General features: G+C 60.5%; 16 protein-coding genes. 6 read left to right on the top strand and 10 right to left on the bottom strand.

Annotated elements, in window-relative coordinates; translation table 11 throughout:
* Positions 1 to 387: 387 nt before the first annotated feature.
* The 5 genes from EN804_RS19360 to EN804_RS19340 form a co-directional block, all read right to left on the bottom strand.
* Positions 388 to 2064 carry a tetratricopeptide repeat-containing sulfotransferase family protein gene (locus EN804_RS19360; protein ID WP_135882400.1) on the bottom strand — a complete coding sequence of 559 codons (1677 nt, stop codon included), beginning with the start codon at positions 2062 to 2064 and terminating at the stop codon, positions 388 to 390.
* A 150-nt stretch (positions 2065 to 2214) separates the two neighbouring features.
* Positions 2215 to 4437, bottom strand: a complete 2223-nt coding sequence (locus tag EN804_RS19355; RefSeq protein ID WP_135920838.1) for a mechanosensitive ion channel family protein — start codon at positions 4435 to 4437, stop codon at positions 2215 to 2217.
* Between the two features lie 168 nt (positions 4438 to 4605).
* Positions 4606 to 5517, bottom strand: coding sequence for a formylglycine-generating enzyme family protein (locus EN804_RS19350; RefSeq protein ID WP_135920966.1), 912 nt, complete (start codon positions 5515 to 5517; stop codon positions 4606 to 4608).
* Positions 5518 to 5638: 121 nt separating this feature from the next.
* Positions 5639 to 7078 (bottom strand): arylsulfatase, encoded by a 1440-nt coding sequence (locus tag EN804_RS19345; protein WP_246693454.1) that lies wholly within the window; start codon positions 7076 to 7078, stop codon positions 5639 to 5641.
* Between the two features lie 199 nt (positions 7079 to 7277).
* On the bottom strand, positions 7278 to 7466 hold the full coding sequence (locus EN804_RS19340) for a hypothetical protein (RefSeq protein WP_135867312.1): 189 nt from the start codon (positions 7464 to 7466) through the stop codon (positions 7278 to 7280).
* Positions 7467 to 8066: 600 nt separating this feature from the next.
* On the opposite strand from EN804_RS19340, the gene EN804_RS38835 reads away from it, so the two are divergent.
* Positions 8067 to 8756 carry an AraC family transcriptional regulator gene (locus EN804_RS38835; protein ID WP_348642050.1) on the top strand — a complete coding sequence of 230 codons (690 nt, stop codon included), beginning with the start codon at positions 8067 to 8069 and terminating at the stop codon, positions 8754 to 8756.
* Positions 8757 to 9064: 308 nt separating this feature from the next.
* On the opposite strand, the gene EN804_RS19325 is transcribed toward EN804_RS38835, so the two are convergent.
* A complete protein-coding gene (locus tag EN804_RS19325) occupies positions 9065 to 11977 on the bottom strand; it encodes a trifunctional glycosyltransferase/class I SAM-dependent methyltransferase/polysaccharide deacetylase (RefSeq protein WP_135920831.1) in 2913 nt (970 codons plus the stop codon).
* Positions 11978 to 12627: 650 nt separating this feature from the next.
* Between EN804_RS19325 and EN804_RS19320 the strand changes: the two genes are divergently transcribed.
* From EN804_RS19320 to EN804_RS19305, 4 genes are read left to right on the top strand one after another with little or no spacing between them, the layout of a single operon-like run.
* Positions 12628 to 13500 (top strand): hypothetical protein, encoded by an 873-nt coding sequence (locus EN804_RS19320; RefSeq protein ID WP_245464459.1) that lies wholly within the window; start codon positions 12628 to 12630, stop codon positions 13498 to 13500.
* Positions 13501 to 13507: 7 nt separating this feature from the next.
* Complete coding sequence (locus tag EN804_RS19315) at positions 13508 to 16567, top strand: OmpA family protein (RefSeq protein ID WP_127870111.1); 3060 nt, start codon at positions 13508 to 13510, stop codon at positions 16565 to 16567.
* An 11-nt stretch (positions 16568 to 16578) separates the two neighbouring features.
* Entirely contained in the window at positions 16579 to 17073 is a 495-nt protein-coding gene (locus EN804_RS19310) for a Rab family GTPase (RefSeq protein WP_127279821.1), read from the top strand.
* A gap of 3 nt (positions 17074 to 17076) precedes the next feature.
* Positions 17077 to 18147: an adenylate/guanylate cyclase domain-containing protein gene (locus EN804_RS19305; protein ID WP_135920829.1), complete on the top strand. Its 1071-nt coding sequence runs from the start codon at positions 17077 to 17079 to the stop codon at positions 18145 to 18147.
* A 60-nt stretch (positions 18148 to 18207) separates the two neighbouring features.
* On the opposite strand, the gene EN804_RS19300 is transcribed toward EN804_RS19305, so the two are convergent.
* Together EN804_RS19300 and EN804_RS19295 are read right to left on the bottom strand one after the other, a co-directional pair.
* Positions 18208 to 18888, bottom strand: coding sequence for a peroxiredoxin-like family protein (locus EN804_RS19300; protein WP_127280547.1), 681 nt, complete (start codon positions 18886 to 18888; stop codon positions 18208 to 18210).
* 19 nt (positions 18889 to 18907) lie between these two features.
* A complete protein-coding gene (locus tag EN804_RS19295; RefSeq protein WP_135920827.1) occupies positions 18908 to 22192 on the bottom strand; it encodes an adenylate/guanylate cyclase domain-containing protein in 3285 nt (1094 codons plus the stop codon).
* Positions 22193 to 22432: 240 nt separating this feature from the next.
* Between EN804_RS19295 and EN804_RS19290 the strand changes: the two genes are divergently transcribed.
* A complete protein-coding gene (locus EN804_RS19290; protein ID WP_135920825.1) occupies positions 22433 to 24202 on the top strand; it encodes an adenylate/guanylate cyclase domain-containing protein in 1770 nt (589 codons plus the stop codon).
* 16 nt (positions 24203 to 24218) lie between these two features.
* On the opposite strand, the gene EN804_RS19285 is transcribed toward EN804_RS19290, so the two are convergent.
* Both EN804_RS19285 and EN804_RS19280 read right to left on the bottom strand, forming a co-directional pair.
* Positions 24219 to 25598, bottom strand: coding sequence for a hypothetical protein (locus EN804_RS19285; RefSeq protein WP_135920822.1), 1380 nt, complete (start codon positions 25596 to 25598; stop codon positions 24219 to 24221).
* The gene (locus EN804_RS19280; protein WP_135920820.1) at positions 25598 to 26119 is read right to left on the bottom strand and encodes a GNAT family N-acetyltransferase; all 522 of its coding nucleotides are present in this window, start codon (positions 26117 to 26119) and stop codon (positions 25598 to 25600) included. The genes EN804_RS19285 and EN804_RS19280 overlap by 1 nt, the downstream gene beginning before the upstream one ends.
* Positions 26120 to 26123: the final 4 nt, after the last annotated feature.

Below are 26123 nucleotides of genomic sequence, written 5' to 3'. Positions count from 1 at the left end.
CAGGGTCCATGCCGCGACTTCTGCAGGATTCTGCTCAGTTGCACCTTTCGGTGGGAGTTAATGCATGTCGCCCGGAAGTGTCCTCGGTTCCGGGATAACGGCATGCATAAAATCAGAAGCTTACAGCACGTCGGTGAGTCCTATTCGCGGCGACGTGCTGTATGGCAAGGGATCCTCGGGTCTTTGCTCCCCTTCGTCTCGCTAGGCCCAAGGGCGAATTGAAGCCGGTTCTCCACGACTGCGTGGCGGCAGGCTCGCTCGCAGTTCGCCTCGCCTCTCCACTTGGCTCGGAGCCGGCACGCGGTGTCTTAGCGAAAGGAACAAATATGATGATACGGCGCGAGCCGACCACATGGTTCCGGGGACATCGGCCCTGGAGACTAGCGTTCAAACCTCGGCAAGATCGCCCAAGGCGTCGATCAACGGCTGAATCTCGCTTTCGTAATTCTTCCAGCGCTTGACGGACGACTTGTAGATCGGCTGGCGAACCTGCCAGCGGCTGTAGGTATTTACCGAGCCATCCCTGTCAAAAAAGCGCAGGCAGGCATCGTCCCACGGCAATCCGAGATAATCTATGAGCCGGCGCGACTGCTCCTCCTGATTTTCGATCAACGTCTCGTAGCGATTTTCGAAAATACGACCCGGGAAAACCTTGTCCCAATGCCGCATCAGGCGATCATACTCCCTGTAGTAAAGCCCCAGTGTCTCAAGATCGGCGCTATAGCCGTGAGCCTCATTGAATTGCAAAACGAAACAGGAGACGCAATTGTCAATGGCATCGCGGCGGCAATGAATGATGCGCGCGTTGGGGAAGAGAATTCCGATCAAGCCGATCAATTCGAAATTGTGAGGCATCTTGTCGACTATACGAAGGGCATCTGGAGCCCGCTCACGCAGATAAGCAAGGTGCTCCTCGGCCAAAGCCCCAGCAAGATCGCCAGTAATTGTCGCTAGCGACTCGCTGATGTTCGCGTCGAATCGGTTTCCTATACCGATACCACTGGCGATTCGTCTAAGCTTGCTGAGCTCGCCCGCACCATGAACATCGGGATGGCTGGCACAGATCTGCTCCGTCAGCGTCGTGCCCGAGCGAGGCATGCCCACGATGAATACAGGCACCTCTGAGGGATTGCCATAGACGGCCCTCGACGCCACCAGCTCGGGCGTGAAGGTTTCGATCGTGGCATCGACCCAGCGACGGTAGCTTTCCAGATCGAATTTATGACCGGCGGCTTGATTTCCCTTCTTGAAATGATCAATCGCCTCCTTGTAGCGGCGCGTGTCATTGAGCACCTTCCCGGCCGCGTGATGAAGCGCTGCCATTCCCCTCGACCCGTGGTCCGGGTCTCGAAGCTCTGCCAGGATTGCCGCGAGTTCCGGCGGCTCTTCCGTGTATTTGTGCGTGTGCACAAGTGCATTGTATGCAGCCGGCACCGAAATGCGCTGTTCTATGGCCGACTTCAGATGAATTCGGGCTTCGCCCATACGACCGAGGCTCGCGAGTGCCTCGGGCAGCCCCAACCGGGCCAAAGGATGATCTGGACTTATCTTGAGCGCCTTCTCAAAGAGCGGCAACGCCATTTCCCCCTTGTCAAACGCTTTGTGGGCATTGCCCAAGGCGCAAAGCGCTTCGACCAGATCCGGCTTCAGGTCGAGGGCGTGCTGGATGTGCCTGATTGCCGGCGTAAATTCGCTGACCTTCAAATAGGTCTCGCCGAGGCTAAGATGGTAGTAGGGATTCCGCGGATCCTCTGCCACCGCCCGAGCGAAATACCGCAGTGACTTTTCGTTATCGAAACCGAGCCCGAGCGTTCCCAGGATATACAGGGCCAGCGGATGGTTTGACGTGCGAGCCAGCACCCTGTGGCACACTTCCTCGGCTTCGGACAGACGTTCGGCCTGCTGCAACTCGAGCGCCTGCCGTAAAAGCAGGTCGTCGGCGTGGCTGCGGTGGGCGCCTGCGTTGGACTGCGCTTTGAGTGGCGCAGCCTTCGGCGATGCCGCCTTCGGCGAGGGTTGGATCTTGAGGTGCTTTGCCCATGCGGGCGGCAATCGGTTGCTCATCCTGTCTGGCTAGCAAAAGGGGGCTGGAGAATCCAGCCTCAACAGCCGCGTTATGCGCAGAGCGCCGGCGTGGCCCACGGATTTGCCCAGTGTTCCGAACTCGACCCTAATAGGTTTCCGTTCCAGTCGGCCCGGTGATGGCGCTCTTTCCTATTCCGTTGCGCCAGCTTTTTTTCTGCGACGAATAGTGTGCGATTGCGCGGCGGCCATTTTTAACGCGGGTGTGATCTCCAACGGCGCATTCTGTGCCTCATGTGGTGTCTGTAGCCCCTCGACGTGAACGGTCGGGAATGGGAGTTCGATGCCCTGCTCCTTGAAGACCTGGCGCAGCCGCACATAGAATTTGCGTTTCATACCGAAGGCGCCGCCCGGTCTGGTCATGGCCTTGACTCTCAATACGATGCCGTACTCACCGAACTCCTGCACGCCTTGCATCTTGATCGGGTCGAGCACCCAGTTTTTGAACTCGGGATCTTCCGCCAGTTCGAGGCCGATCCGCTTGATCAGCTTGCGAGCGAAGTCGATATCGGTGTCATAGCCAACGGTGATGTTGAATTTGTCGATAACCCAGTCACGGCTCTGGTTCTGGACTGCCCCGAGTTCACCGAAAGGTATCGTGAACAGCGGACCGCGATGGTGGCGCAGCTTCACCGAGCGCAGCGAAAAGCTTTCCACGGTACCCTTGTAATTGCCCGAGGAAATATATTCGCCGACACGAAACGCATCATCGAGCAGAAAGAACACGCCCGAAATGATGTCCTTGACGACGGTCTGCGCCCCAAAACCCACCGCAACGCCGACAACGCCAGCGCCGGCGATCAGCGGGCCGATCTGGATACCCAGCGAGGAGAGCATCATCAGCACCGCCATCACGATGATCGATGCGAGCAGAATGTTCTGGAGGATCGGCAACAGCGTGTGCAGTCGCGCCTGCTGCGGATCGAGGATCGGGCCCTCCTCCTCGCTGATCACGGGGTGCGGTACTTCGATGCCCAGCTTTCGTTCGATCAAAGCCTTGATGATCGACCAGCCGAAATCGGCTGCAAGCGCAATGACCACGACATTGATCAAGCCGCGCAATATGAACATCGTCGTCGTATCGCTGCCCTGCATGGATTGCATGTCCAGGCCCCAGACACGCGCGAGAAGGTAAGCCGCCGCCAGGATGAAAATCATCCTGATACCGCGATCGATGACAGCGATCGTCACCGCCGGGATCGTCGGCCGGCCGGCCTCTTCCGAACCCGGCCGCAGCACGAAATTAACCCCGCGCTGCGTCAGCACGATTGCCAAAGGCAGGAAGAATGCGGCCAAGGTAAACCAGAAGATTATGTTAAAGCCGGCAATGCGCTCCAGGAACAGAACGACGAAATAAGCAGTCAATAGCCATGTCGCTCCCGTGTGACCGCTTTGGGGCGCCCCGTCTCGCTTCCTTGGCCGGCGCCAAACGGCAAACAGAAAGAGCAACAGCAGGACGAAATCGGCGCCCAGCGACAGGACCATCATTCCGTCCGGATCGATGCCGAGACCCGGCAAGAGGTGGAACGCGGCGCCGAAGAAGGCGAAGACGCCGACGATCCGGGGTAGCCAATAGGACCAATGGTCAGCCGCTTCGTTGGGGACCGGCAAAGCACGAACCTCGACGGCGCTCTCGACCTTCATGAAGGAAGGGACGAGCGTGGCCATGACGTACATGCGCACACCCCATGTAACGACCGCCGCAATCAGGAATGTCAGTACAATCTCGCGGATGAGCATCGGCCAGTCGAACAACATGAATGCGCCGGCGCTGCCCAGTGCGAACGAGACGATCAGCATGCTGGAATAAAGCAGGCGGCCACCAATCTTCTTGGCTCGCCCCATGGGCGTATTCTTCGGTTGCGCGATAATCCAAAGGCGGAATGGGCGGGTCAACTTGTACGTTGCCCAAGTGAGCGCCAGGCCGGCTGCGATGAACAGCGCAATCAGCAGAAATACGCCTGCAGGCCTCTTGCCGGACATATCCTCCATGGTCTTTGCCCGAACATGCGCGAACTGGCCCGGCAGCAAGGGCAAAGTTTGTACGATTCTTTCGATATGATGCTTGATCCGATCGAGCGTCGAGGATGCCATCGTATTCATCTGGCCTGGTGCGGCCACGGCATCGGACGATGCGTCGGCCGGCGAAGCTCCAGCCTTGGCAGGCGCTTCGGTTGGCCCGGCGTCCTGTTTTCGCTGCTCGACCACCCAGGCCTTCACGGACGGATCGTCGAGAAGCTCGAACAGCTGCTTGACCCTTTCAGGCGGCACGGTCGCCGGCGTCTGCGCCTCTGCCTGACCAGCCAGCAAGAGGGCGATGCCAAAGACGAGCGGCCTGGCAATCAGGACGAACATCGCAGTCAAATCTCCGAGACGTCGCGCCGCGCGTGCCAGATACCAGGCTCCCAATCGTCGAATCATGAGTGGCATCGTGCTGTGACCTTCCGATAGAATCGGCAAGCAACGACATCTATGCCCGCCGTTGCCCCTACCTTGAAGAAACCGATGTTGCTGTGCAAGACGTCACCGTTCCAGGCGAGCGATGCAGCGAAACCCAAGGTGGCAAGTGGATGTATCCACGGGCTGCGCCATGCGAGCGGCCGGTCGGTAACGCCGGCAATAGCTCGGAGCGCACAAGAAAGACCCGCCCTTGGTGACCTTGCGTGGGATCGTGATATCGGGCGTCAGCGGATCATAGCTCGCCTCGCGGTCACCGCCGCGCGGATTGGTCATCGTGCAGCATGGGCTCTCGATCCGGCGGTGCTCCTGATACCAGTCCGTGGTCCACTGCCAAACGTTGCCGGCCATGTCGTGGAGTCCATAGCCGTTTGCCGGGAATGAACCGACAGGCGCGGTCCATTCGTAGCCGTCCTCGCAGCTATTTCGGTATGGAAATTCACCCTGGTACGTGTTGGCCATATGCTGGCCACCCGGGGTTAGTTCGTCGCCCCATACGAACTCCGAGCCGTTCAGTCCGCCGCGCGCGGCAAACTCCCATTCGGCCTCGGTCGGCAGCGCCTTTCCCGCCCAGTCCGCATAGGCTTGCGCATCCTCGTGTGCGATATGGACGACTGGATGGGTTTCAAGGCCCTTGAGGGTGCTGGCCGGGCCGCGCGGATGCCGCCAATTCGCTCCGCGCACGTAGGCCCACCAGTTGTAGTGATTGCTGCGATCGATGCCGCGCGTGGGCCTGACGAACAACGCTGAAGCCGGCGCCAATGACTCGGCGCCCGCCGCAGGATAGTCCGCAGCATTTGCCGGACGCTCGGCCAGCGTAACGTAACCGCTGGCCTCGACAAAGCGCCTGAACTCGTCATTCGTGACGGTCGTGCGATCCATCCAGAAGCCGGCGACCATGACGCGGTGCGCGGGCGCCTCCTCGGGATAGTGGCTGTTCGAGCCCATCAGGAATTCGCCGCCTGGCACCCACACCATATTTGGAAATGGCGGGCTGCGCCCGGGAACGGAGCGTACGGACTCCAGATCCCCTCCAGGTGGCACAGCCGTGGCGACATCGTCCATGGTTTTTGCAGCTACGGACTTCGATCCTGCGCGTTTAGTCTCCAAGCTCATTGAACGCCGTGGCTGGATCAGCCGAAATGGGCGGTGCGCCGAAGGTCAGCTTGATCGCCTCTCCTATCAACAGCGGCGGCGCCATTTGCTTGGCGATATCCACGATTTTTCCTTTCAATTCCTTGACCTTGTCAGGATTCTTGTCGGCCAGATTGGTCTTTTCGGATTTGTCGGCTGCAAGATCGAACAGTTCGACCCGCTCCAACACACCGGCTGCCCATACGAGCTTCGTATCGCCTTGGCGGATTGCGCCGCCGGTCGGGTCGACATTGTAGACCATCTCGGTGCGGGGCGAGGGCTTGGCTTCGCTAATGGTTTCCCAAACATCCATGCCATCGAGCGGCTTGTTCTTGGTCGGTTTTGCCCCGGCAAGTCCGGCAAGTGTCGGATAGATATCAGTGACATGTATCAGGCCGTTCACGTCGCCAGCCTTCACCTTGCCCGGCCAGTTCACCAGGCCGCAGACGCGGGTGCCGCCCTCGTAAAGCGTGCCCTTGCCGCTGCGGTACGGCCCATTGTCGGCCGGTAGGCTGTTGCCGACCTTCGATTCACCCGCAAACATTGCATCTCGCACACCGCCATTGTCGCTCTGGAAGAGGATGATCGTATTGTCGCGCATTTTCTTCTTCTCGAGCTCGGCAACGACCCGACCGATCTCGTCGTCCATGGCGGAAACCATGGCGGAGTAGAGCCGGCGCTGGTCGTCGGCAACATGAGCATATCTTTTGATATGTTCTTCGGGTGCCTGATAAGGCGAATGCGGCGCGGTGAATGCCAGGTACAAGAATAGCGGCGCCTTCCCGTCATGCTTTTCGATCACCTTGGCGGCTTCCGTGCCGAACAGGGTGTTATCGTATCCGGGCTCCTTTAGCGGCTTGTTATTGCGATACCAGTCCATCACGCCATGGGAAGCGTGCTTGAAGTGATCGATTTCGCCAACCAGGGCGCCGTAGAACGAATCGAATCCCCGCTGGCGCGGCCAGTATTCGGCCTTCGCGTGACCCAGATGCCACTTGCCCACCATCGCCGTCTTGTAGCCGGCGTCCTTGAGCATCTGAGGCAAGATGTACTCGTCCGTGGCTAGGCCGTAGCCGCCGCCTGACGGGATAACACCCATCTGCAGCCCATAGCGCAACGGATAGCGTCCCGTCATCAGCGCCGCCCGGGTGGGCGTGCACATCGGCTGGGCATAGAACTGTTCCAACCGCGCGCCCTCGGCAGCCAGCTTGTCGATGTTTGGCGTCTTGATGTCCGAGCCGTGGAAGCCAACGTCCCTCCAGCCCTGGTCGTCGGAGATGATGTAGACGATGTTGGGAGGTGTCCCTTGAGCCGCCGCGGGCTGAACACCGGCAAGGCCGGCAAGCGCGCCTGATAGACCGGCTGGAACCGCAAAGCGCGAAACGGCAGCCGCCGTGCCGGCCATCAATGCATCGCGCCGCGTTATTCTGTTGGTTGTGCCGGCTTCAGCCGGGAAGTCTCGATCGATACTCATACTCTCCCACCCTTCTCCCCTTAGGGGTAAATGCTTTTGAGATATCATCGTCACTCACTCTGAAGGCCGACGCTTCAGGACCACGTTCTGCTTCCCGGCCGCCATGAAGCAGCCACTTCACAACAATCCTCTATTGGGCGACCGCGAATTGATAGGTGAACCCCAACATCGGCCCCTGCTGAGTGAGTTTGTTCACGAAGCCATCGTGGCTATAGTTGTCGTGCACGGCCCGATAACCGACAAAGCCTGTTCTTGATAGCCCCCATTTCTCTTCCTCGTAGACCGTCAATCGCGACGAAGAGACGGCTTCGTCGACCAAGTCATATTCGATGCAGCATCTTAGACTGGATGAAGTCTCGCTTTGCGCTAGATCAATTCGGCCGCGATGCAGCGGAACGTGACAGATTAACACATCAACACCCTGTGCAATACGCCCCTCCGGTCTCGGCGCCACACGATAATCATGGCAAAGGCGCTCGATGTTCTCGGCGCATCCGGCTGACCCAGAGATCTATTTCGTCCACAGTCCCCATTGGCCGTGAGTCGGCGATACTTTGCGCCGATTGATCTCGCGCAATTTGCATTTAAGTTACAGCTAATACAATCATCCTGCTATCCACTTTGCGCAAAGGACGTATTTTTGAGCACCTGGCCTTCATCGCCTTCGCACAGGGACGTACAGCTCGGCCCAGGCGGGCTCGGCGATGCCGCCTCTGGGCTGCCTGTGAAGGTCGACAGGCTTTCGCCAGGGCAACTGCCGTCGCGACTCCGGCAAATCCGGTCCCACGGCAAGTGGGCGCTCGATCTGGCCGAATTCAACTGCGCCTTCCGCGCCAGCGGCGGCTTTGCCCCAGGTTCCGTGGCGATAGTGGCCATAGAGCAGGCCCGGGACTCAACGATCTGTCCGCTCAAAGACGACATGATCGTGACAATCCCCGCCGGCACGAGCGTAACAGCAACGGTCCAGCCCGGCCTTAGCTATACAGGCGCCGTTGTCCCGATGTCGATCTGGGTAGAGATCCAGGCACTTTTCGCTGGCACGATCTTGGCTGGAGCTGCAGACCACCCAAACGCCGTTCAGCTCACCACCGATGCGAAAATGTTTCGAAGCCAAATGGAGGCGATGGCAGATCGCTTCGAAGCAGCCGCAAGCGGTGCAGCTCTGCCGGAGCATACTCCGATCGCGTTGATGGAATATTTGCGAGGCATGGCTGACGCCTTCGCTGGCGCGCCTAGCAACGCAGGATTGGATCGGTCCTCCAGCCGTCATCTCAGGCAGGCATGGGCGGCCGAGGCTTTCATTCGCGCCCATATCCGCGAAGACATCCCCATCATCCGGTTGTGTAAGGAAATCGGCGTCAGCCGCCGTCAATTGGAGTACGCCTTTCGCACCACCTTTGCTCTAAGCCCGCTGGAATTCATCAGGGCGCTCCGTCTCAATGAAGCCAGGCGACTGCTCACCGCCCGGGGAGCAAGAGGCTCGAGTGTCACAAGCATCGCGATGGAGGTTGGGCTCACCCATCTTGGCCGCTTCGCAGCGAACTATCGCCAGCTCTTCGGCGAGTCCCCCAGAGAAACACTGCTTCGCGGGCGAAGGCCAGAGGATTGACCCGATACAGCGCGCGGTCGTCGCCGCTCCTGATAAGCATTTCGAATTTTGACATGACGCGCGGGCTCCAAGCTCGCGCTTGCTCGATCTCGGTCATCTTGCGTTCGAGAAGACGATCGTCGACCACAGGAACGACAGCTCCACCCGGTTGCGATGCGACAGCTTACCAAAATCCTGCCCCGATGCGAATGGATGGAAATCCTTCGTCTGTCTCGGGCCTTAGGGCGGCATGTGCGATACTGGTGCGAAGCGTCTCGTCGCTCTTGCGCATGGTGAGCGGAAATAATGACACCGACGAAGTTCGCCGTTCAATTGAGCACGGCCTCGACGGTGGCAACAAAGTCGTCGAGCGAGCGATCCCCACGAATCTCGATGCGCGGCAGGTCGATGGGATCGCCATCAAGGTCCGCCGGCCCGTGTCTGCCGCCGAAGCCAATCCGATAGCCGCATTCCCTGGCCAGCCTGCCGAGCCGCCGGTCGGTGATAGAGAAGGGGGCCGCGAACGCCGAGGTTGGCCGGCCGGTCCACCGTTCGACGAACATCCGAGAGCGCAGGAGCTCGGCCGCCAGGTCAGAGCTCGACAGACCATCGATGGCGCGATGCGTCGCCAGATGGCTTCCGAAGAATGCACCTTCGGCGGCGAGACGTCGCACCGTTCCGGCATCCATAAGCCGCGTCGGCGGACCGCTGACGGCGTCCCACTTTGCACTTTCACCCACCAGGTCCGTCACCAGGAACACTTCGGCGGTCAGGTCGTGCGCGCGCAAGATCGGCCAGGCATGGTCGGCAAAGTTCTGGAAGCCGTCATCGAAGGTGATGAGCACCGGGCGGCCAGCGAAAGGCTGACGGTTGGCGATGGACCATTCCAGTTGCTCGGACATGACCGCGTGAAAGCCATTGGCCCGCAACCATGCCATCTGGCCAGCGAATGCGGCGGGCGTGAGCCGGAAACGGGCGAGCGCGGCTGGACCTTCATCGGCGACGCCGTGATACATGAGGACAGGGATACGCTGCCGCCGCTCGCTACGCGCGACGTCGCGGCGCAAGGCCCGCGCTCCGCCCCAGACGATATTTCGCGCGACCCCGATTCCGATGGATGCGCGGACCGGCACATGATCAATCACCGGCTCCGTCGCCATGTGGTCCGGTGACAGGCGGCGGAAGCGATCTATGCGATAGAGTTCGGTCTGGATCGATTGCTCGAGGACGAGGCCTTCTGTCGCCGCCAACGTCTCCGAGATCGTTTGGCCACCGAATGTGTTCCAGTCGAAGCCCGTCCTTTCGGGATTGTCCCGAAGCACGAATGCGTGTGCGCTGATGAAACTGCCGCCAGGCGCCAGCGCCTCGGCGACTTTTTTGGTGAAGCGCTGCAACTCGGCCAGATCATCGAGATAGTAGAGCACTTCCGAACAGAAGATCAGATCCATCTCGCCCGGGAGAGTGTCCGCCATGAAATCCAGTACGCCGAATTCAACATTCGGTTGATCGCTGCATCGCGCGCGCGCCCGCTCGACCGCTATCGCGGAGATATCAGTTGCAGTCAAATGACCCACTCGCGGCGCCAGCTGCCGCGTGAAATGGCCCTCGGCGCAGGCCAGCTCAAGGGCCTGTCCAATGGGGCCGGCAGGCAGAATTTCGAGCTGCCGCTCATATTTTTCCTGCTCGTAGGTCGAGGTGTAGTTCCAGGGATCCTCTGTCGCAAAATAGCTGTTCCAGAACGCCGTACGATCCTTGTCGTGGCCATCCGAGGCCGGTGAACGGCGCGGCGCCGGAAGGGGCTGCGTGGCTTCGGCGCTCGACAGAACCAGTTCCCGCGCTTCCGAGACCAATCGCGCGAGTTTGCCGAAGTGACTGTCCGGATCAGGCCGGCGTTCCGCCGTGGTCGACAGTGCCTCGGCTGCAAGCGTCTCTGACGTGTCGGCACCGTCGTCCTTTTGCGGTGCCAAATTCAGGATGAGTTCAATCCAATGACGCCTTGTCACGTTCCCGAGCACGCCGAACTGAACGACAGCTTCGATATGGCCATCCATCATCAGGTAGGCATAGATTTGATCGATTCCCTCCGGAAGCTCGGTTGAGGTTGGATTTCGAGCGTCGACGCGAATTCCGAGTGTCCGCGCCAGCCTGCGAGGTGCGGCAAGATCGTCGGCATCGAGAAGCATTTGCTCGAGATGATACTGGACGCGACGAGCCGCGGCCGGATCGCCCCAGACCTTGCCGAGTTCGATGATCAACGCGGTGAGGGCGCCGCCAAACCTGTCCCACCGGGCAGCCAAATGCGCTGGCGCCGACAGGCTTCCCACCATCAGGCCATCGAGGGCCACCTTGGCGATCTCACGCGCCCATTTACGTCCTGCCGGGAGCGCGCGCAGGGATTGCGGATCGATCGAACTGCCGCCGCAGCCGCAATCCGATGCAGCGTTCCACAACGCGAACCACGCGAGTGCTTCCGAAGCGGTTCGCCCGGTCGCCTCGGTCGCTCCATTGGCGTGAGCCAATCCTGGGCGTTTGACCCTGGGATCAGGAGAAAAGCCGCGGGCGATCACGATTCCCGCATCCGCCAGCATCTGCGTCGAATTGCGGCTGAGCGCGTTGGGGCTGGCCCGATAGAAAGCGAGCGGCTCGTCGACCATCACCCAATTTTTGCCGAGGCGTGCGACGCGCTGCCATAGATCCCAGTCTTCGCAGGTACGCAGCGACGCATCGAAACCGCCCAATTCGACGATTGTTTCCCGGTCGACCAGCACCGCGTGAGTGGCGATGGCACATCGGCGGGCGAACGTTTCGAAGGGCTGGATCGCGACCTCGGGAGCGATGCTCGAGGGGGTGAATGCACCATCGGGCATCACACGCCGTGAACCGCAATAGGCGGCTACTGCATCGGGAGCGGTTTTCAGTGCGGCCAGCAACCTCGCAAGGAAGCTGGCATACACCCAGTCGTCGGCATCCAGGAACATCAGCCACTGGCCGCGCGCCGTCGAAATCCCGTCATTGCGCGCGCCGGCGGGGCTATGCGCGCAAGAACTCAACGTCCGAAATCGGGCATCTCGTTCCACATAACCGGCGATGATCGCGGGGGTGCGGTCCGTGGAGGCGTCGTCGACGATGATCGCCTCCCAGTCCACGACCTCCTGCTCGAGAAGGCAATCGAGCGCGCGCGCCAGCGTTGCCTCCGTGTTGTGCGCAGGAATTACGATTGAAACCAATGGATTATGCGCCACGCGATCTTACCCGCGCCTGGACGTCGGTACCACAACGCTTACGGTAGCTTTGTCCTGGATCATCGAGTTTCGCTTTCTTTCGCCGGGAGATACGGCATCGGACGGCAGCACTGCTCTGTCAAGATCGGGGGGCATTAGAGGCAGCAGGAAGACTTGAAGACATGCTTGAATGGCAAGCGCTCATGCCCGACGGCTTAGATCTGAGGTCGGTGCGCCGGCGCATTTCCGCTCGCACATTCGTTCACCGCTCCGGGAGGGTCATCTAGCCCCCGCGGCATTCCGCTGAAAATCAAGCCTGACCTGGCTTGCAGACGGGTTGTCCTGAGGCGGGCGCCGCAAGGCAGTCATTTCCAAGGTCCTGTCGATTCATTAAAAGTAGACATCGCTAATGTAATGGCCGCGGGCCGCCTTGCGGCAATAACAGCCGTTCAACCTGGATTCTCGAACAGCCATTCTCTGTCCTAGAGAAGACCTTCCTTCTAGCGTTGGGTCCGCGTTGGAAGGTGACGGTTACAGTATGCGGGCCGATGCCAGAAAGTATCTGCACATCTAGATCAGCGGATTGCAATTAATCTAATGAAAAATCATAATTTATTCCATTCAAAGTATATATAGATTTTAGACGTGCTTTCGATAGTACGTTTCAGTGAATGATCAATTGGATTTGCCGACTGCTTCAGCTATCAAAGAAATACAAGAGCGAAATCATCGAAGATTGCGCAGCTGTTGCTAGTTCAGAGATCGAACAAGAGGCGCGCGAATCGGCTCGAGCCAAAGAGGATTTCGGCTTGTGGGCCGGGTATTTGTCTGACATAATCCCCGTTTCCGGGTTTTCCACTGGCAATTGGGGCATAGTGATGGCTAAGGAATCTTCGAGTACCGCGTCTTCAGCAAATAAAGCGGACGCAAATCTGATCGGTAATGCAGAGGGAAATGGACTGAGCTTCATGGCGGGCCAAGCTCGCGAGAGCGGAGCCCCGGGCGACGCTGTAGGTGTCGACAAGATACGGGATCTGCTGTTCGGCAACCAGATGCAGGACTACGATCGCCGCTTTTCCAAGCTTGAAGAACGGGTCTTGCAGCGCTTCAAGGATGTTGAATCCGAGGCCAAGCGCAATCTTGAAATGTACGAATCAAATGCGAAGAAGCAGGTCGATTCGCTCGCGACGCAATTGCGGAACGAAAAAGATGCGCGAGCCGAGGGCGACAAGGAGATCGACCGGAATCTTCGCGAGCAAAATCAGGCACTTGAAAAGCAGGTGCGCGCATTGTCGGATCAAGTCAGCGAGCTCGAGCGCGATGTTGCAGACCGGATCAATCGAAACGATCATTTGCTGCGTGAGGAAATCAAGCAAAGGATCGAAAGCGTTCAGATGCTGATAGAGAAGGTGTTTTCCGATCTCAGCAACGTCAAGACCGACCGCAATCTTTTGGCCGGCCTGTTTGTCGAGGTCGCAAAATGTCTCAATCAGGATCCCGTCGGCAGCAAGACCAACTCGGAGCGTGGCTGGAAAGTGAGTTGATCGGAACTTGACGTCAACCGTCGACCCAATCAGCCTTCCAAAAAAAGCAGCTTCGAACGATACAGGGATTGATCGCGAGGCTCTCGCTAAGCTTTTGGTCGAAATAGCCCGGAACGTCGATCCGGACTATCGGGCGCAATTCGAGTCGGTTCCAACCGCCGACCCTCGCATGGAAGCGCTGCGCCAGTTGCTGGTCGGCCGCGAGATTTCGGAGCTCTCACGCGTCACGGATCTGCTGGACGAACCGGCGCAGCTTGCGACGGCGGTGGGCGGCGTTCTCCCCAGTGCGGCCGCCCAAGCGCCGCATGCGCAACTCGGCGAGGCCCTCGCACCGGCCGTCGAGCGGGCCGTGCAACGCTCGATCCAGAAGAGCCCGCGTACTCTGACGGATATATTGTATCCGGTGTTTCTGCCGGCAATTCGCAAGTCGATCGGAGAAAAGATCGACCAGACCTTTCAGTCGCTAAATGAAACTCTACGACATATATTCACTTGGCATGGTCTCAAGTGGAGAGTGGAAGCTTGGAGAACCGGTGCCAGCTTCTCGGAAGTCGTTCTGAAGCATTCTCTCGTCTATCGCGTAGAGCATGTTTTTCTCATCAACCGCAATTCCGGGCTCTTGATAGCGCATGTTACGGCCGATAACGCAACCAGCGAGGATCCTCAGCTCATTTCCTCGATGCTCAGCGCAATTCAAGATTTTGTGAAGGATTCATTCAACGAGAAAGAACAGGGCGGCCTGGACACGATCCGCTTTGGCGAGCTTCGTCTCTGGTCGGAAGTCGGACCGCTCGCGACGCTGGTTGCGGTGATCCGGGGAAATCCGCCGGAGGGACTGCATGAAATATTTCGCGACGTATTGCTTCGCATCCATGACCAAAGCTCGGAGGCTTTAGAGCAGTTTGACGGCGACACCTCGCAGCTGTTCGGCGTAGAGGCGCAGCTGCAGACCTGCGTTGAGCTGAAGCAGGAGGATACAAACCAGGGATTTCCGTGGCTGGTGGTGGCTCTGGTTGCGCTGATTTTGATTCTGGGGGGTGCCTGGTTCTTTCTTTCCTGGCAAACCGGGCAGCGCTGGCAGGCCTATGTGTCGCGCTTGGTGGCCGAGCCAGGCATCATCGTTGCCGAGCAAAATATAAGCGGTGGCCAATTCTATATTGCCGGCCTCCGCGATCCGCTTGCCGCCGACCCGCAGGCGCTGTTGTCGGGAACCGAGGTCGATCCCGCGCGCGTGCATGCGCAGTGGCAGTTCTATGAGAGTCTCGAGCCTCAGTTCGTGTTGAAGCGGCTGACGGCGTCGCTGGTGCCGCCAGAGTCGGTGCGGCTTTCGGTGGTCAATGATCGCATCGTTGCCGAGGGCGAGGCCACTGGCACCTGGATCGACCAGGCGCGCGCAGCGGCTCGACGGCTTTCGGCAGGCGGACCGGAATTCGACATCTCCAAGGTTCGTGATGTGAGCCCCGAAGCACGCGCGGCGGAGCGCTGGCAAGCCTATGTGTCGCGCTTGGCGGCCGAGCCGGGCATCATCGTTGCCGAGCAAAATATACGCGACGGCCAATTCTACGTTTCCGGCCTGAGAGACCCGCTTGCCGCCGACCCACAGTCGCTGCTGTCCGGAACGCAGGTCGATCCCGCCCGCGTTCATTCGCAGTGGCAATCCTATCAAAGCCTTGAGCCGGAGTTCGTGTTGAAGCGGCTGACGGCGTCGCTCTATCCGCCGAAATCGGTTCAGCTTTCGATCGTCGAGAATCGCATCGTTGCCGAGGGCGAGGCTCCCGGCGCCTGGATCGACCGGGCGCAGGCCGCCGCCCGGCAGCTTTCAGCAGGCGGGCCGGTATTCGATATTTCCAGGGTCCGTGACCCCGAAGAACGCGCGGCGGAGCACTGGCAGGCCTACGTGTCGCGACTGGGCACCCAGCCGGGCATCATCGTTGCCGAACAAAGGATACGCGACGGCCAATTCTACATTTCCGGCCTGAGAGACCCGCTTGGCGCCGACCCGCAGTCGCTGTTGTCGGGAACCGAGGTCGATCCCGCACTGGTTCATTCGCAGTGGCAATTCTATCAGAGCCTTGAACCGGAGTTCGTGTTGAAGCGGCTGACGGCGTCGCTCTATCCGCCGAAATCGGTTCGGTTTTCGATCGTCGAGAATCGCATCGTTGCCGAGGGTGAGGCTCCCGACACCTGGATAGATCGAGCGCGCGCAGCGGCCCGACAGCTTTCGGTAGGCGGACCGGAATTCGACATCTCCAAGGTTCGTGATGTGAGTCCCGAAGCGCGCGAGGCGGAGCATTGGCAGTATTATGTGGCGCGACTTGAGGCCCAATCGGGAATCATCGTCGCCCAACAACGGACGAGCGGCGGACAATTCTACATTTCCGGCCTGAGAGACCCGCTTGCCGCAGACCCGCAAGCTCTGCTGTCCGGAACGCAGGTTGATCCTGCCCGCGTTCATTCACAGTGGCAATTCTATCAGAGCCTTGATCCGAAGTTCGTGGTGAAGCGGCTGACGGCGTCGCTGTCCCCGCCGAAATCGGTTCAGCTTTCGATCATCCAGGGTCGCATCGTCGCCGTGGGTGAGGCTCCTGCCGGCTGGATCAGCCGGGCGCAAGCCGCCTCCGAACAGCTTTCGGCGGACGGAGTGGTTCTGGATGTCTCGCAGCTGCGTGAGCTGAACCTTGCAGAACTTAATTCTTTGAGAGACGCCATCCAGACGACCGATATTTTCTTCTCTTCCGGCAAAGTCGTGCCGGGACCGGAGCAGCTGCCGGTTCTCGACAGGTTGGCGGATCAGATAAAGGAATTCGCCCAAAATGCCCGCAAGTCAGGCGTAACAGCGCGGTTCATGTTGACCGGCCATTCGGACACCACGGGCCGTGAGACGGCCAACGCATCGATCAGCGCCGCCCGCGCCGAGACAGTTCGTGCGCTTCTCAACAAGCGCGGCGTCGCTCCGGAACTGCTGCAGGTTCGGGGCGCGGGCACTTTTGAGCCGCTGGTGCCTGAAAATAGTCAGGCCGGGAGCTCCACCAATCGCCGGGTTTCGATTACTGTGAATCTGGACTAGTGGAGCCCAAGATGTTGCAAAAGAAAATCTGCATGCTGGGCGGGTTCTCTGTCGGGAAGACGAGTCTGGTGCGCAGGTATGTGCAGAGCATCTTTTCAGAAACCTACCTGACCACGGTGGGCGTGAAGATCGACAAGAAGAATGTCGTGCTCCCGGACAAAACCGTGGATCTGATTTTGTGGGATTTAGCCGGTGAAGACGATATCGGCTCATTCCGTGTCAGCTATGTGCGAGGTGCAACCGGGCTTGTGCTTGTCGTCGATGGTACGCGCGCCGCCACTCTTGCCGTGGCGCTCACGCTGCGCGAACGGGTCGAGGCCGAATTCGGCGCCATGCCGTTTGTATTGCTGTTCAACAAATCCGATCTGGCCGATCGGTGGGCAATATCGGATAGCGAGATTGACGAACTGAGGCAACGTGGATGGCAAATCTATCTAACAAGTGCGCTTTCGGGTGAACATGTTGATGATGCATTTCGTCAACTTGCTTTAATGGTCACCAAATAGATCATGCATGGATTGCCAAAAGAGGTTGGAAACTGGATTTTCAATTTCTTCTACAACGGGCATTCTGTCGCATATCTGAAAATCGACACTCAGCTTTGCGTCGCTGCGAAGGGCGGCAACGTTGAGCATTACGGGCTCTCATCGCTTCGCATCGGCGAGCCTGTTGCCGAGCAGCTTGAATTCATGGAAGGATTGCTGCCTTGCCCGGAGCTTCCGTTTCACATTGCCATGATCGAACTGCCCAGCGGGTGTGTCGCCGACCTTCATTTTTTTGCTGACGATGCCTGCGTGTGGCTGCTCTTTCTTGACGCCACTGCCGAACGCGACAATAGGCAGCGGCTTCAACAAAAGGCTTATGAAATGACACTCCTGCAAGAGAGGGAGCGTCAACTCAACGAGAAATTACAATCGACGAACGAGGCATTGAGGAAGAGCCAGGAGGGATTGGCGCGTGAATACCAGCGCGCCGAAGCCCTGCTCCTCAACATTCTTCCGGCGTCGATCGCGGAGCGGTTGAAAGCGCACAAAAAAATTGCTGACAACCACGCGGAAGTGAGTGTGCTTTTTGCCGACATAGTCGGTTTTACGGAACGAGCGCGGAGCGTCGGAGCCGTGACGACGCTCGCTATTTTAAATTACTTCTTCAAGGCCGCGGATCGGCTCTCGGAACGATATGGCTGCGAAAAGATCAAGACAATCGGCGATTGTGTGATGGTGGTCGCCGGCCTGCCCACCGCGCGATCCGACCATGCAAAGGCCCTCACACGCTATGCACTCGAGCTGCGCAAGGCGGTTAGGCGCGAACGCTTCGCAGGAGAACCGCTGAGACTCAGAATCGGAATTCACTCAGGCCCAATCGTCGCGGGCGTCATAGGCAAGAGGCGGTTCGCCTATGACCTGTGGGGCGAGACCGTTAATCTCGCCTCGCGTATTCAAACGTCCGCGGAGCCCGATGAAATCCGCATTTCGGATGCAACTCGCCAAATGCTTGGGCCAAATTTTGCTTGCGACCCACTCGAGGAAACGGAATTGCGTGGTGCAGGCCGCGTGCGAATGTGGCGGCTCCCGGCCTGATTGCCGCTTAGCAATGCCGACCCCTGGAGCCCACGCATCTCAAGCCCATATTCCGACAGTCTATTGGGCGACTTGGGACACGGCTGACATCAGCTCCTGCGGGTTTGGCGCCCCAAACATGTAACGCCCACCCTCTGGAACCTCCGTGAAGCTCCAGCGGACGATCCCCTGCCTGTCCAGCAGGAACTGACCGATCAGTTGTCCGTGTCCGGTTGCCATCATCTGCTCGTCGGCTTCGGTGACTTCGTAATGGTCCTTGTTGTTGAGGATTTCGCTGGCGGAAAAAGGATCCATAGGACCGGGCAACTCGCCTGGCACGTCGACCCGCATATCCTTTGCCGCTGCCATCGAGACCCTGTACGGCCAGTTCGTCTCGTCTTGGGTGAATTCGAGATTGGGCAGTCCAAAAGCACGATGTGAAGCGCGTTTCGGGTCGGAGGCCGCCAGCAGATTCGGCATCGGATGGTAGCGGAAATAGAGACGCGCCCGTTCGATCGGCGTGTTGACCACCGTCAGGCTCTCCACGCCCTTTTCGCGCAGTTCCGGATCAAGCCGCGCCTGGGCGGCGATATGGCGCCGGCAAAACGCACAATGCAGACCTCGAAACAGGCCGACCAGAACCGGTCTTTGTCCGCGGAAGTCGTCGAGCGCGATCTTGCCTTCCTGGGTAATGGCATCGAGTACCACGTTCGGCGCGCGGTCGCCCGGTTGAAGCGGCACCAAGTCACTAGGCGCGGACATTTCCAACCTCCAACCCCGGCTAGTCGAGAAAAGGCAGCACCACAAGCGCTTCCGGGTCGAGCCCGTGCTGGGCGCATATACCCTGCGCCAGGGAAAAGTAGCGTTCGGCCTCGGCCAGATTGTCGAGGTCGAGATTAAGCGTTGCGAGACCATCATAGCACGGAAACAGCAATTGGGGTTCGCCCGTTTCGCGGGCGACGTCCAGTGCTTCGTGGAACAAGCCGACCGCCAGTTCCGGACGGCCGTTGCACTGGTGGATCTGCCCAAGCACGATCAACGGCACCGGCAGGTGCTCGCGCTGGTCGAGCGCCCGGTCGATCTCGATGGCCTTCTCGGCAGCAGGCACGCCCTCCGTTGGACAGCGATCCGTGAAAGTACAACAAGCGACAGCCAGATTGGCGAGGAGGCGCGCCTGAAAACCCTGATCGCCAATATGGCGCGCCACCTCCAGACCGCGCCGGCAGACCTCCATCGCCTTTGCCGGATCGATGGTCGTGTAAAGCACGCCGAGATTGGTGTAGCCGCGACACGCCGCGCCGAGCAGACCGGCGGCCTCGGCCAATTCAATGCTGCGCTCAACCTGACCCACGGCTTCACGGTTTCGGCCGAGGCGGGCCAGCGCAACGGCCTTGGTGTTAAGTGCCTCGGCGGTCACGAGGGTGGCGTCATCGGAGACCTGTTCCGTTGTCAGACTGCGTACGCAATCGAGCGCCGCGTCCGCCCATCTTGCCGCGAGAGCGTGATCTCCGCTCCGGAATGCCTGCCGGCCGCGTTCCTGCCAGAGATGCGCCTGCTCGATCGGGGCATCCGCTCCATCAAGGAGCGCCGCCGCTTCAGCATAGCGGGATTCCGCTTTGTCCCGCTTGCCGACGTCCCAGAGCAGCCGACCGATCTTGCGCAAAACGCGCGCCGACGCGACGCGGTCTGCTGACCCGCGGTACGCCTGCAACACCGCCTCGTAGTGGCGGTGCGCGATCTCGCGGCGGCCTGCCGGGCCGCTCAAATCGGCAATGCGCTCTGCAATTGCCAGTTTGAGCGGTGTTTGCCCGGTCGCGCCCAACGCGGTCAGGGCTCGGTCGTAGAAACGAAGGGCGTCGTCATTGGCGTATATCATGCGAGCGCGATCTCCCGCCGCCTGAAGGTAATGCGCGCCCTTCTCCCGCTCGGCGCACTGTGCGAAATGATGACCGAGCACGGCCAAATCCTCGAGCCGTTCCGGCTTGTCGCCGCACAGTTGCTCCAGGGCGACACCGACACGGCCGTGGATGTCGGTCCGGCGTTGCAGGAGCAGGTTCTGGTAGATCACGTCCTGCAGCAATGTTTGCGTAAAGCGGTAGCTTTGCGACGAGACCGAGCCTGATCCGGCAACTTCTTCGATGATCTCCGCATCGCAAAGCAGTTCGCAGCCGGCCTCCAGCCGGCCGGGATCGGCCGTCACGCTTTTCAGAAGCATGGCATCGAAGCGCGGGCCGATTACCGCGGCTTCCTGGGCCAACCGGCGCACCTCCTGGGGCAGCCGGTCGACACGAGCAAGCAACATTGCCTGGATGGTGGCGGGAATGCCGGTTGCGACTTCGCCCGCCACCGTCCGCCATCGCTGGCCTTCGCGCATCAATACACCGCGATCGATAAGGCCGCGAACGATCTCCTCGATAAAAAGCGGGTTGCCGCCGGCGCGCTCAAGGATCTGGTCGAGAAGCCCGCCCGCGGAGTTTACCCAGCTATCGCCGAAAAGTGCTGCCACCATGCTACGTCCGTCATGGCTGCTGAGCGGCGAAAGCCTGAGCGCTGTGTGACTGACCCGGCTTGAGTCGAGCTGATCGTTGTCCGGCGCCGGACGATGCGTGACCAGCAGCATCAACCGCGTGCGCTCCAGCCTGTCCATCACGAAACGCAGTGCCTCGAGCGATACGGCGTCGGCCCAGTGCAGGTCTTCGACGACGATCAGCAGCGGCGACAACGCAAGCCGCCGTTCGATGATTGTGCGGACCGCGTAGAGAATTTGCCGCCGCAACTGCTCGGGCTCGACATGCTGCAAGGTGGCATCGGGGTCGCCAAGGCCGAGCACATGATAGAGCAAAGGCATCAGCCGCTTCGCCTCGTCGCCCTGCAGGCCGAGATCGGTCAGCAAGGCTGCGAGCTTCCCCCGCATTTCGTCCCCATTGTCGTTTTGCATCATCCCGGCAGCGCTGCGCACCACTGCGCCCAGGGCGCCAAATGATTGTTCGCCCAGCGGTGAGCACGTGGCCTGTCGCACGGCGACGTTGCGAAAACGATCGTCGTCGCCGACCCGGGTGACGAACTCCCTCACCAGCCGCGATTTCCCGATACCGGCTTCTCCGACGAGGCGGACAAGTTGGGCCGAGCCGCCGCACGCCTGGTCGAGGCTCGCCAGCATTCTGTTGAGTTCCGCATCACGGCCTATTATCGGCGCACTGAGGCCGAGCGCCTCGAGCCCACGCGCCGCACGCGGCGCCGCAAGCGGTGCATCGAGTCGATGGACGAGAACACTGCCAGCCTTGCCGCGAAGCACGACATCACCCATCGACTCGTAAGAGAAGGCATGTCGGGTCAGCCTGTGCGTGAGCTCGCCCACCAGCACCTCACCGGGTGCGGCCAGCGATTGCAGGCGTTGCGCCGTATTCACCGTGTCGCCGGTCACCGAATAGGATTTGGCGGCGCCGATGCCCAATCCTCCAGTAACGACCGGACCAGTGTTTATGCCGATGTGGAGTAGGAGAGGCGAGCCGGAGTAGGGGGTGCTTTCGCCGAGCCGCGCCGTCCGGGCGATCATGTCGAGAGCGGCGCGAAGCGCACGTTCCGGATCGTCCTCATGCGCGACCGGCGCACCGAACAAGGCGAGCAGTGCATCGCCGATGAATTTGTCGACGAAACCACCAAAGTTTCGCACGGCCGCCGTCAATTCCTTGAACAGTTCGTTCTGCAGCGTTTGCATGACCTCGGGGTCGAGCTGCTCGCTGAGTGTCGTGAAGCCGCAGAGGTCGGCGAACAGGACCGTGACCGTCCGGCGATCGGCGTCAGAGACAGAATGCGGCCCTTCTTCGCTTTCGATGTTCGGCGCCGCAGTTCGAGAAGGTGGCACAAAGGTCCGGCTTGGTTTCGGAGCAGGCCGTTCGACGGATTTTGCGGACGCACCGACGCTTGCCCCGCATTTCGGACAGAACTCGAAATCAGGTGCGCAGACATAGCCGCAACTGGCACATGACACGGGCTGGCGCCGGCCACACTTCGGACAGAAGGCGTAACCGCCCTCAATCTCGAAACCGCAGCCTGAGCAGTCCATGGAACAAGACCTCACTAGGGGCCGTGACGGCATGATCTCGCCACGCATTTCACGGCCAGGGCAATCACAAGGATGAACCGATAGCTCTCAACCGGCAAGCGGCAGCGCAAATAGCCATCGAGAGATCGGATGGTTTCTGCGGCAGAGCGCTGCCGAGCCGGGCGGTTGCGCGGCCGTCGTTTGCGAAAGTTCCCTCTACCCGCTGTCTTCCTGCTATCTTGGAGATAAGGAGACCGACGCATGAGCGAGAACCGCAAGCTGGCCGCAATCCTGGCTGCAGATGTGGTCGGATACAGCCGGCTCGCGAGCGCGGACGAAGAGCGTACCTTGGCGAGGTTGCGGACGCTGCGCAGCGACCTGATCGATCCCACCATCGCAGTCCACAACGGGCGGGTGATCAAGCGCACCGGCGATGGGGCGCTGGTTGAGTTCCGCAGTGTGGTGGATGCCGTGCGCTGCGCCGTTGAGATCCAGAACGGCATGGTTGAGCGCAATGCCGGCGTGCCGCAGGACCGCCGCATCGAGTTCAGGATCGGCATCCATCTGGGGGATGTGGTCGAAGAAAGCGACGGCGACCTGATGGGCGACGGCGTCAACATCGCCTCGCGTCTGGAGGGTGTCGCGGCGCCCGGCGCTATCTGCCTGTCCGAGGATGCCTATCGCCAGGTCAAGGCGAGGCTCGACCTTTCGGTCAGCGATCTCGGCAGCACACAGCTCAAGAACATCGCCGAGCCGGTCCGGGTCTATTCGCTGCAAGTCGGCGCGGGGGCCAAGGCGGCCGCGACCCCGGAAACCGCGACGAGCCGACCGGCTGCGGCCGTGCCGCCGAAGCTGTCGATCGCCGTGCTGCCGTTCGCCAACATGAGCGGTGACGCCGAACAGGACTACTTCGCCGACGGCATCTCCGAAGACATCATCACGGCGCTGTCAAAACTGTCGCAACTCTTCGTCATCGCACGCAATTCGTCGTTCACCTTCAAGGGCCAGAACGTCCATGTGCAGGAGGTGGGCGCGAAACTCGGCGTGCGGCATGTGCTCGAAGGCAGCGTACGCAAGTCGGGCAACAGGGTGCGGATCACCGCGCAGCTCATCGATGCAATTTCAGGCGGCCATCTTTGGGCGGAGCGGTTCGATCGCGACCTGACCGACATATTCGCCGTGCAGGACGACGTGACGCAGCAGATCGTCGGTGCGCTGGCGCTCAACCTGACAGACGATGCCCGGCAACGGCTGGCGCCGGAGCACCCGCGCAACACCGAGGCGTATGACTGTTTCCTGCGCGGCCGGGAGCTGTGGCACCGGCTGACGAAGGAGACGAACGTCGCAGCCCGCGATCTCTTGCAACGTGCCACCGAACTGGACCCGAACTTTGCCTCTGCCCACGCTTTCCTCGCCCTCACGCACGGCGTCGATTACCTGAACAGGTGGGGAGCGTCGCCGCCGGAATCGATGGCGCAAGCCGAAGAGGCCGCAACGCGGGCGGTAACGCTGGATGACAACGATCCCTGGGCGCACTGGGCGCTGGCGATAGCCAAGCTGTACACACGACGGCACGATGAGGCCATCGACGAGGTCGAGCGCGCACTGGTCCTCAATCCGAACTTCGCCGAAGCGCACGTCTGCCGCGGCGAAACGCTGTACTATTCAGGCAAATCCGAGGAGGCCCTCGAGAGTTTCGCCCGGGGAAAGTCCTTGAACCCGTACTTTGCGGATGTGCTTCTGCACTTCCAGGCTTTGGCGTTGTTTCAACTGGGACGATACAACGAGGCCGTTGACCTCCTGCTGCAACGGCTGGCTCGCAACGCTGTGACCGACGTCTCTCGCGCGCTCCTGGCCGCCAGCTACGGCCATCTGGGCCGTTTGGAGGAGGCCCGCGCGGCATGGCAGGACATGCTTCGCGTCAATCCCGACTTTTCGCTGGAATACCGTCGCAAAGTCTTGCCTTACAGGAACCCTGCCGATTTCGAACTCATGGTCGACGGGCTCCGCAAGGCCGGTTTGGTGCAATGACCGGGTAGCGGCCCGATCAGAGGCCGGAGGCCCGGCCGATCTTGCACCATCGCGCGTTTTCGCGCACCAGTTTCAGGTCGTCGGTGGTCTCGGCAAATGTCCGCGAACGGTATTGCCGGAGCAAGTCCGCGAAGGGCGCCCCTTCCGGGAGGCCGGCAAGCTGCTCGCGGACCGAGATCTTTTCATCGATGACCCGGGTGCCCCAGGCATTTTCCCGAACCTGCAGCTCCGCGGCCAGATCGCGCTCGTCCGGCGCGTTTTCATCCAGCGCAGCCAGCAGGATCGAGTGGAAAAGCGCTACATAGCCAATCTGTCTCAAGCCGCCCACGACCCGCACGCGCGGCAATATGGCAAGGACGAGGAACGTCAGGAACAAGTCCGGCAGCAGCACACCGTCCAGCAGCGCCTGCTTCAGTTGCGGCCGCTCGAACGGGATGGAAAGACCATGCGGCCTGTCAGGCTCGATCAGCTGCCCGTTCTCGAGGACGAGCTTGCGCACGCGCTCCTCGCGGATGCCCCAGAAATAGGCGGTGGCATTGGGCAGGAATCTGCCAAATGGGCTCGATGCGGCCTCTTGCAAGGCATGCTCGAGACGCCGGCGCCTTGCGGGCTCGAAGAGCAGCCTGGAAAGAAGGCCGCCGTCATGGTCTAGATGCCGCGCCATGGCAGCAGCGGCGAGCCGGTCATCGATCAAAACCGGCAGGGCCATGCCGGAACGATCCCAACCGGCGACCAGATCCTCGTTGAGTTCTGTCAGCGCATCGGCGGCGGTTGCAAACACCTTGTCGTGGCTGGCGAGCAGTGTGCCCAGCCAGCGGCTGGCATCCGTTTCGTCGCACACCGCTTCGAGGGCGCGCCTGTTGAGGGTGACGGGACCGGCCGCGCAAACGCTTTTGCGGCACAGTTTGTGGCGCCCCATGCCAAACAGGTTGACCTTGTCGTCGCCGACATCGAGCCAGCCCGGCCCCTCCCGGCCAATTGTCTCCATGGTCATCGTCGTTCCCATGAAGCCGAAGAAGGCCGACAGCCCGTTTTCGACCGCGCCGAGCCAGGCAAGCAGAAGGGCATCGAAGGTGATCCGGTCCATCAGAAGCAGGCAGTGCAGGCCGGACTGAATTACCGGTCTGTGCTCGAACTCTTCGAGAATCTTGCCGATCTCCTCAGGCTGCATGATCGCACCGAGGCGCTGATGCAGGACTTCGCGCAGGATCGAGCGGGCAGCGATCGCCGGGCCGGATGCAGGCCTTGCCACCGGCCGCCACAGATGGCGGGCGTAATCGGAAACCGATGCATTCCAGTTCTGCTCGATGTCACGCACGACTTCCGGGCAGAGCAGCGACAGCACAGCCAGAATTTCCACCGGAGGCGTAGGGGCTGGGGCGAAGACGGCGGTCATCAGAACCGCAGCCGGGCCATGCTCAGAAGGTCGTGATACTGCCCGTCGGTAAAGCCGGCCTTCACATGCCGGCCTTCGACCTCGAAGCCGTGGCTGGTGTAGAGGCGGATGGCCGGCTCGTTGTCGGCATAGACGGTCAATTCGACCCGCTTCAGGGCACGCCAATTGTCGGCAACGTCAAGCAGCGCGCCAAGTATGGCAGAGCCGATGCCCTTGCCGACAAAGGCATCGTCAAGGCCGATATTGATCTCGCCTATATGTGAACGGCGCGGCGAACCCTGGACAACCAGGTTGCCATGGCCGACGATCTTGCCGTCCAACTCGGCAACGATCCAGGTGGTTTCCTGGCCGGACTTGGCGATGCGCCGCTCCACCTGCTCCACCATCTCGAAAGGCATCCTGAGCGTGCCCCAGCGGAAACCCGGCATGTTGAAGATAGCGCAAAGCGCCTCCGCATCGCTTGGCCGCACGGCTCGAAGCTGCGGCCGGATTTTCTCGGATGGCGAGGTCGTGCTGGTCATGGCG

Source organism: Mesorhizobium sp. M8A.F.Ca.ET.161.01.1.1 (genome assembly GCF_004792105.1).
Taxonomy (GTDB): Bacteria; Pseudomonadota; Alphaproteobacteria; order Rhizobiales; family Rhizobiaceae; genus Mesorhizobium.
Note: the sequence above shows the minus strand (reverse complement) of the source record. Positions and strands in the feature narration are given on the sequence as shown.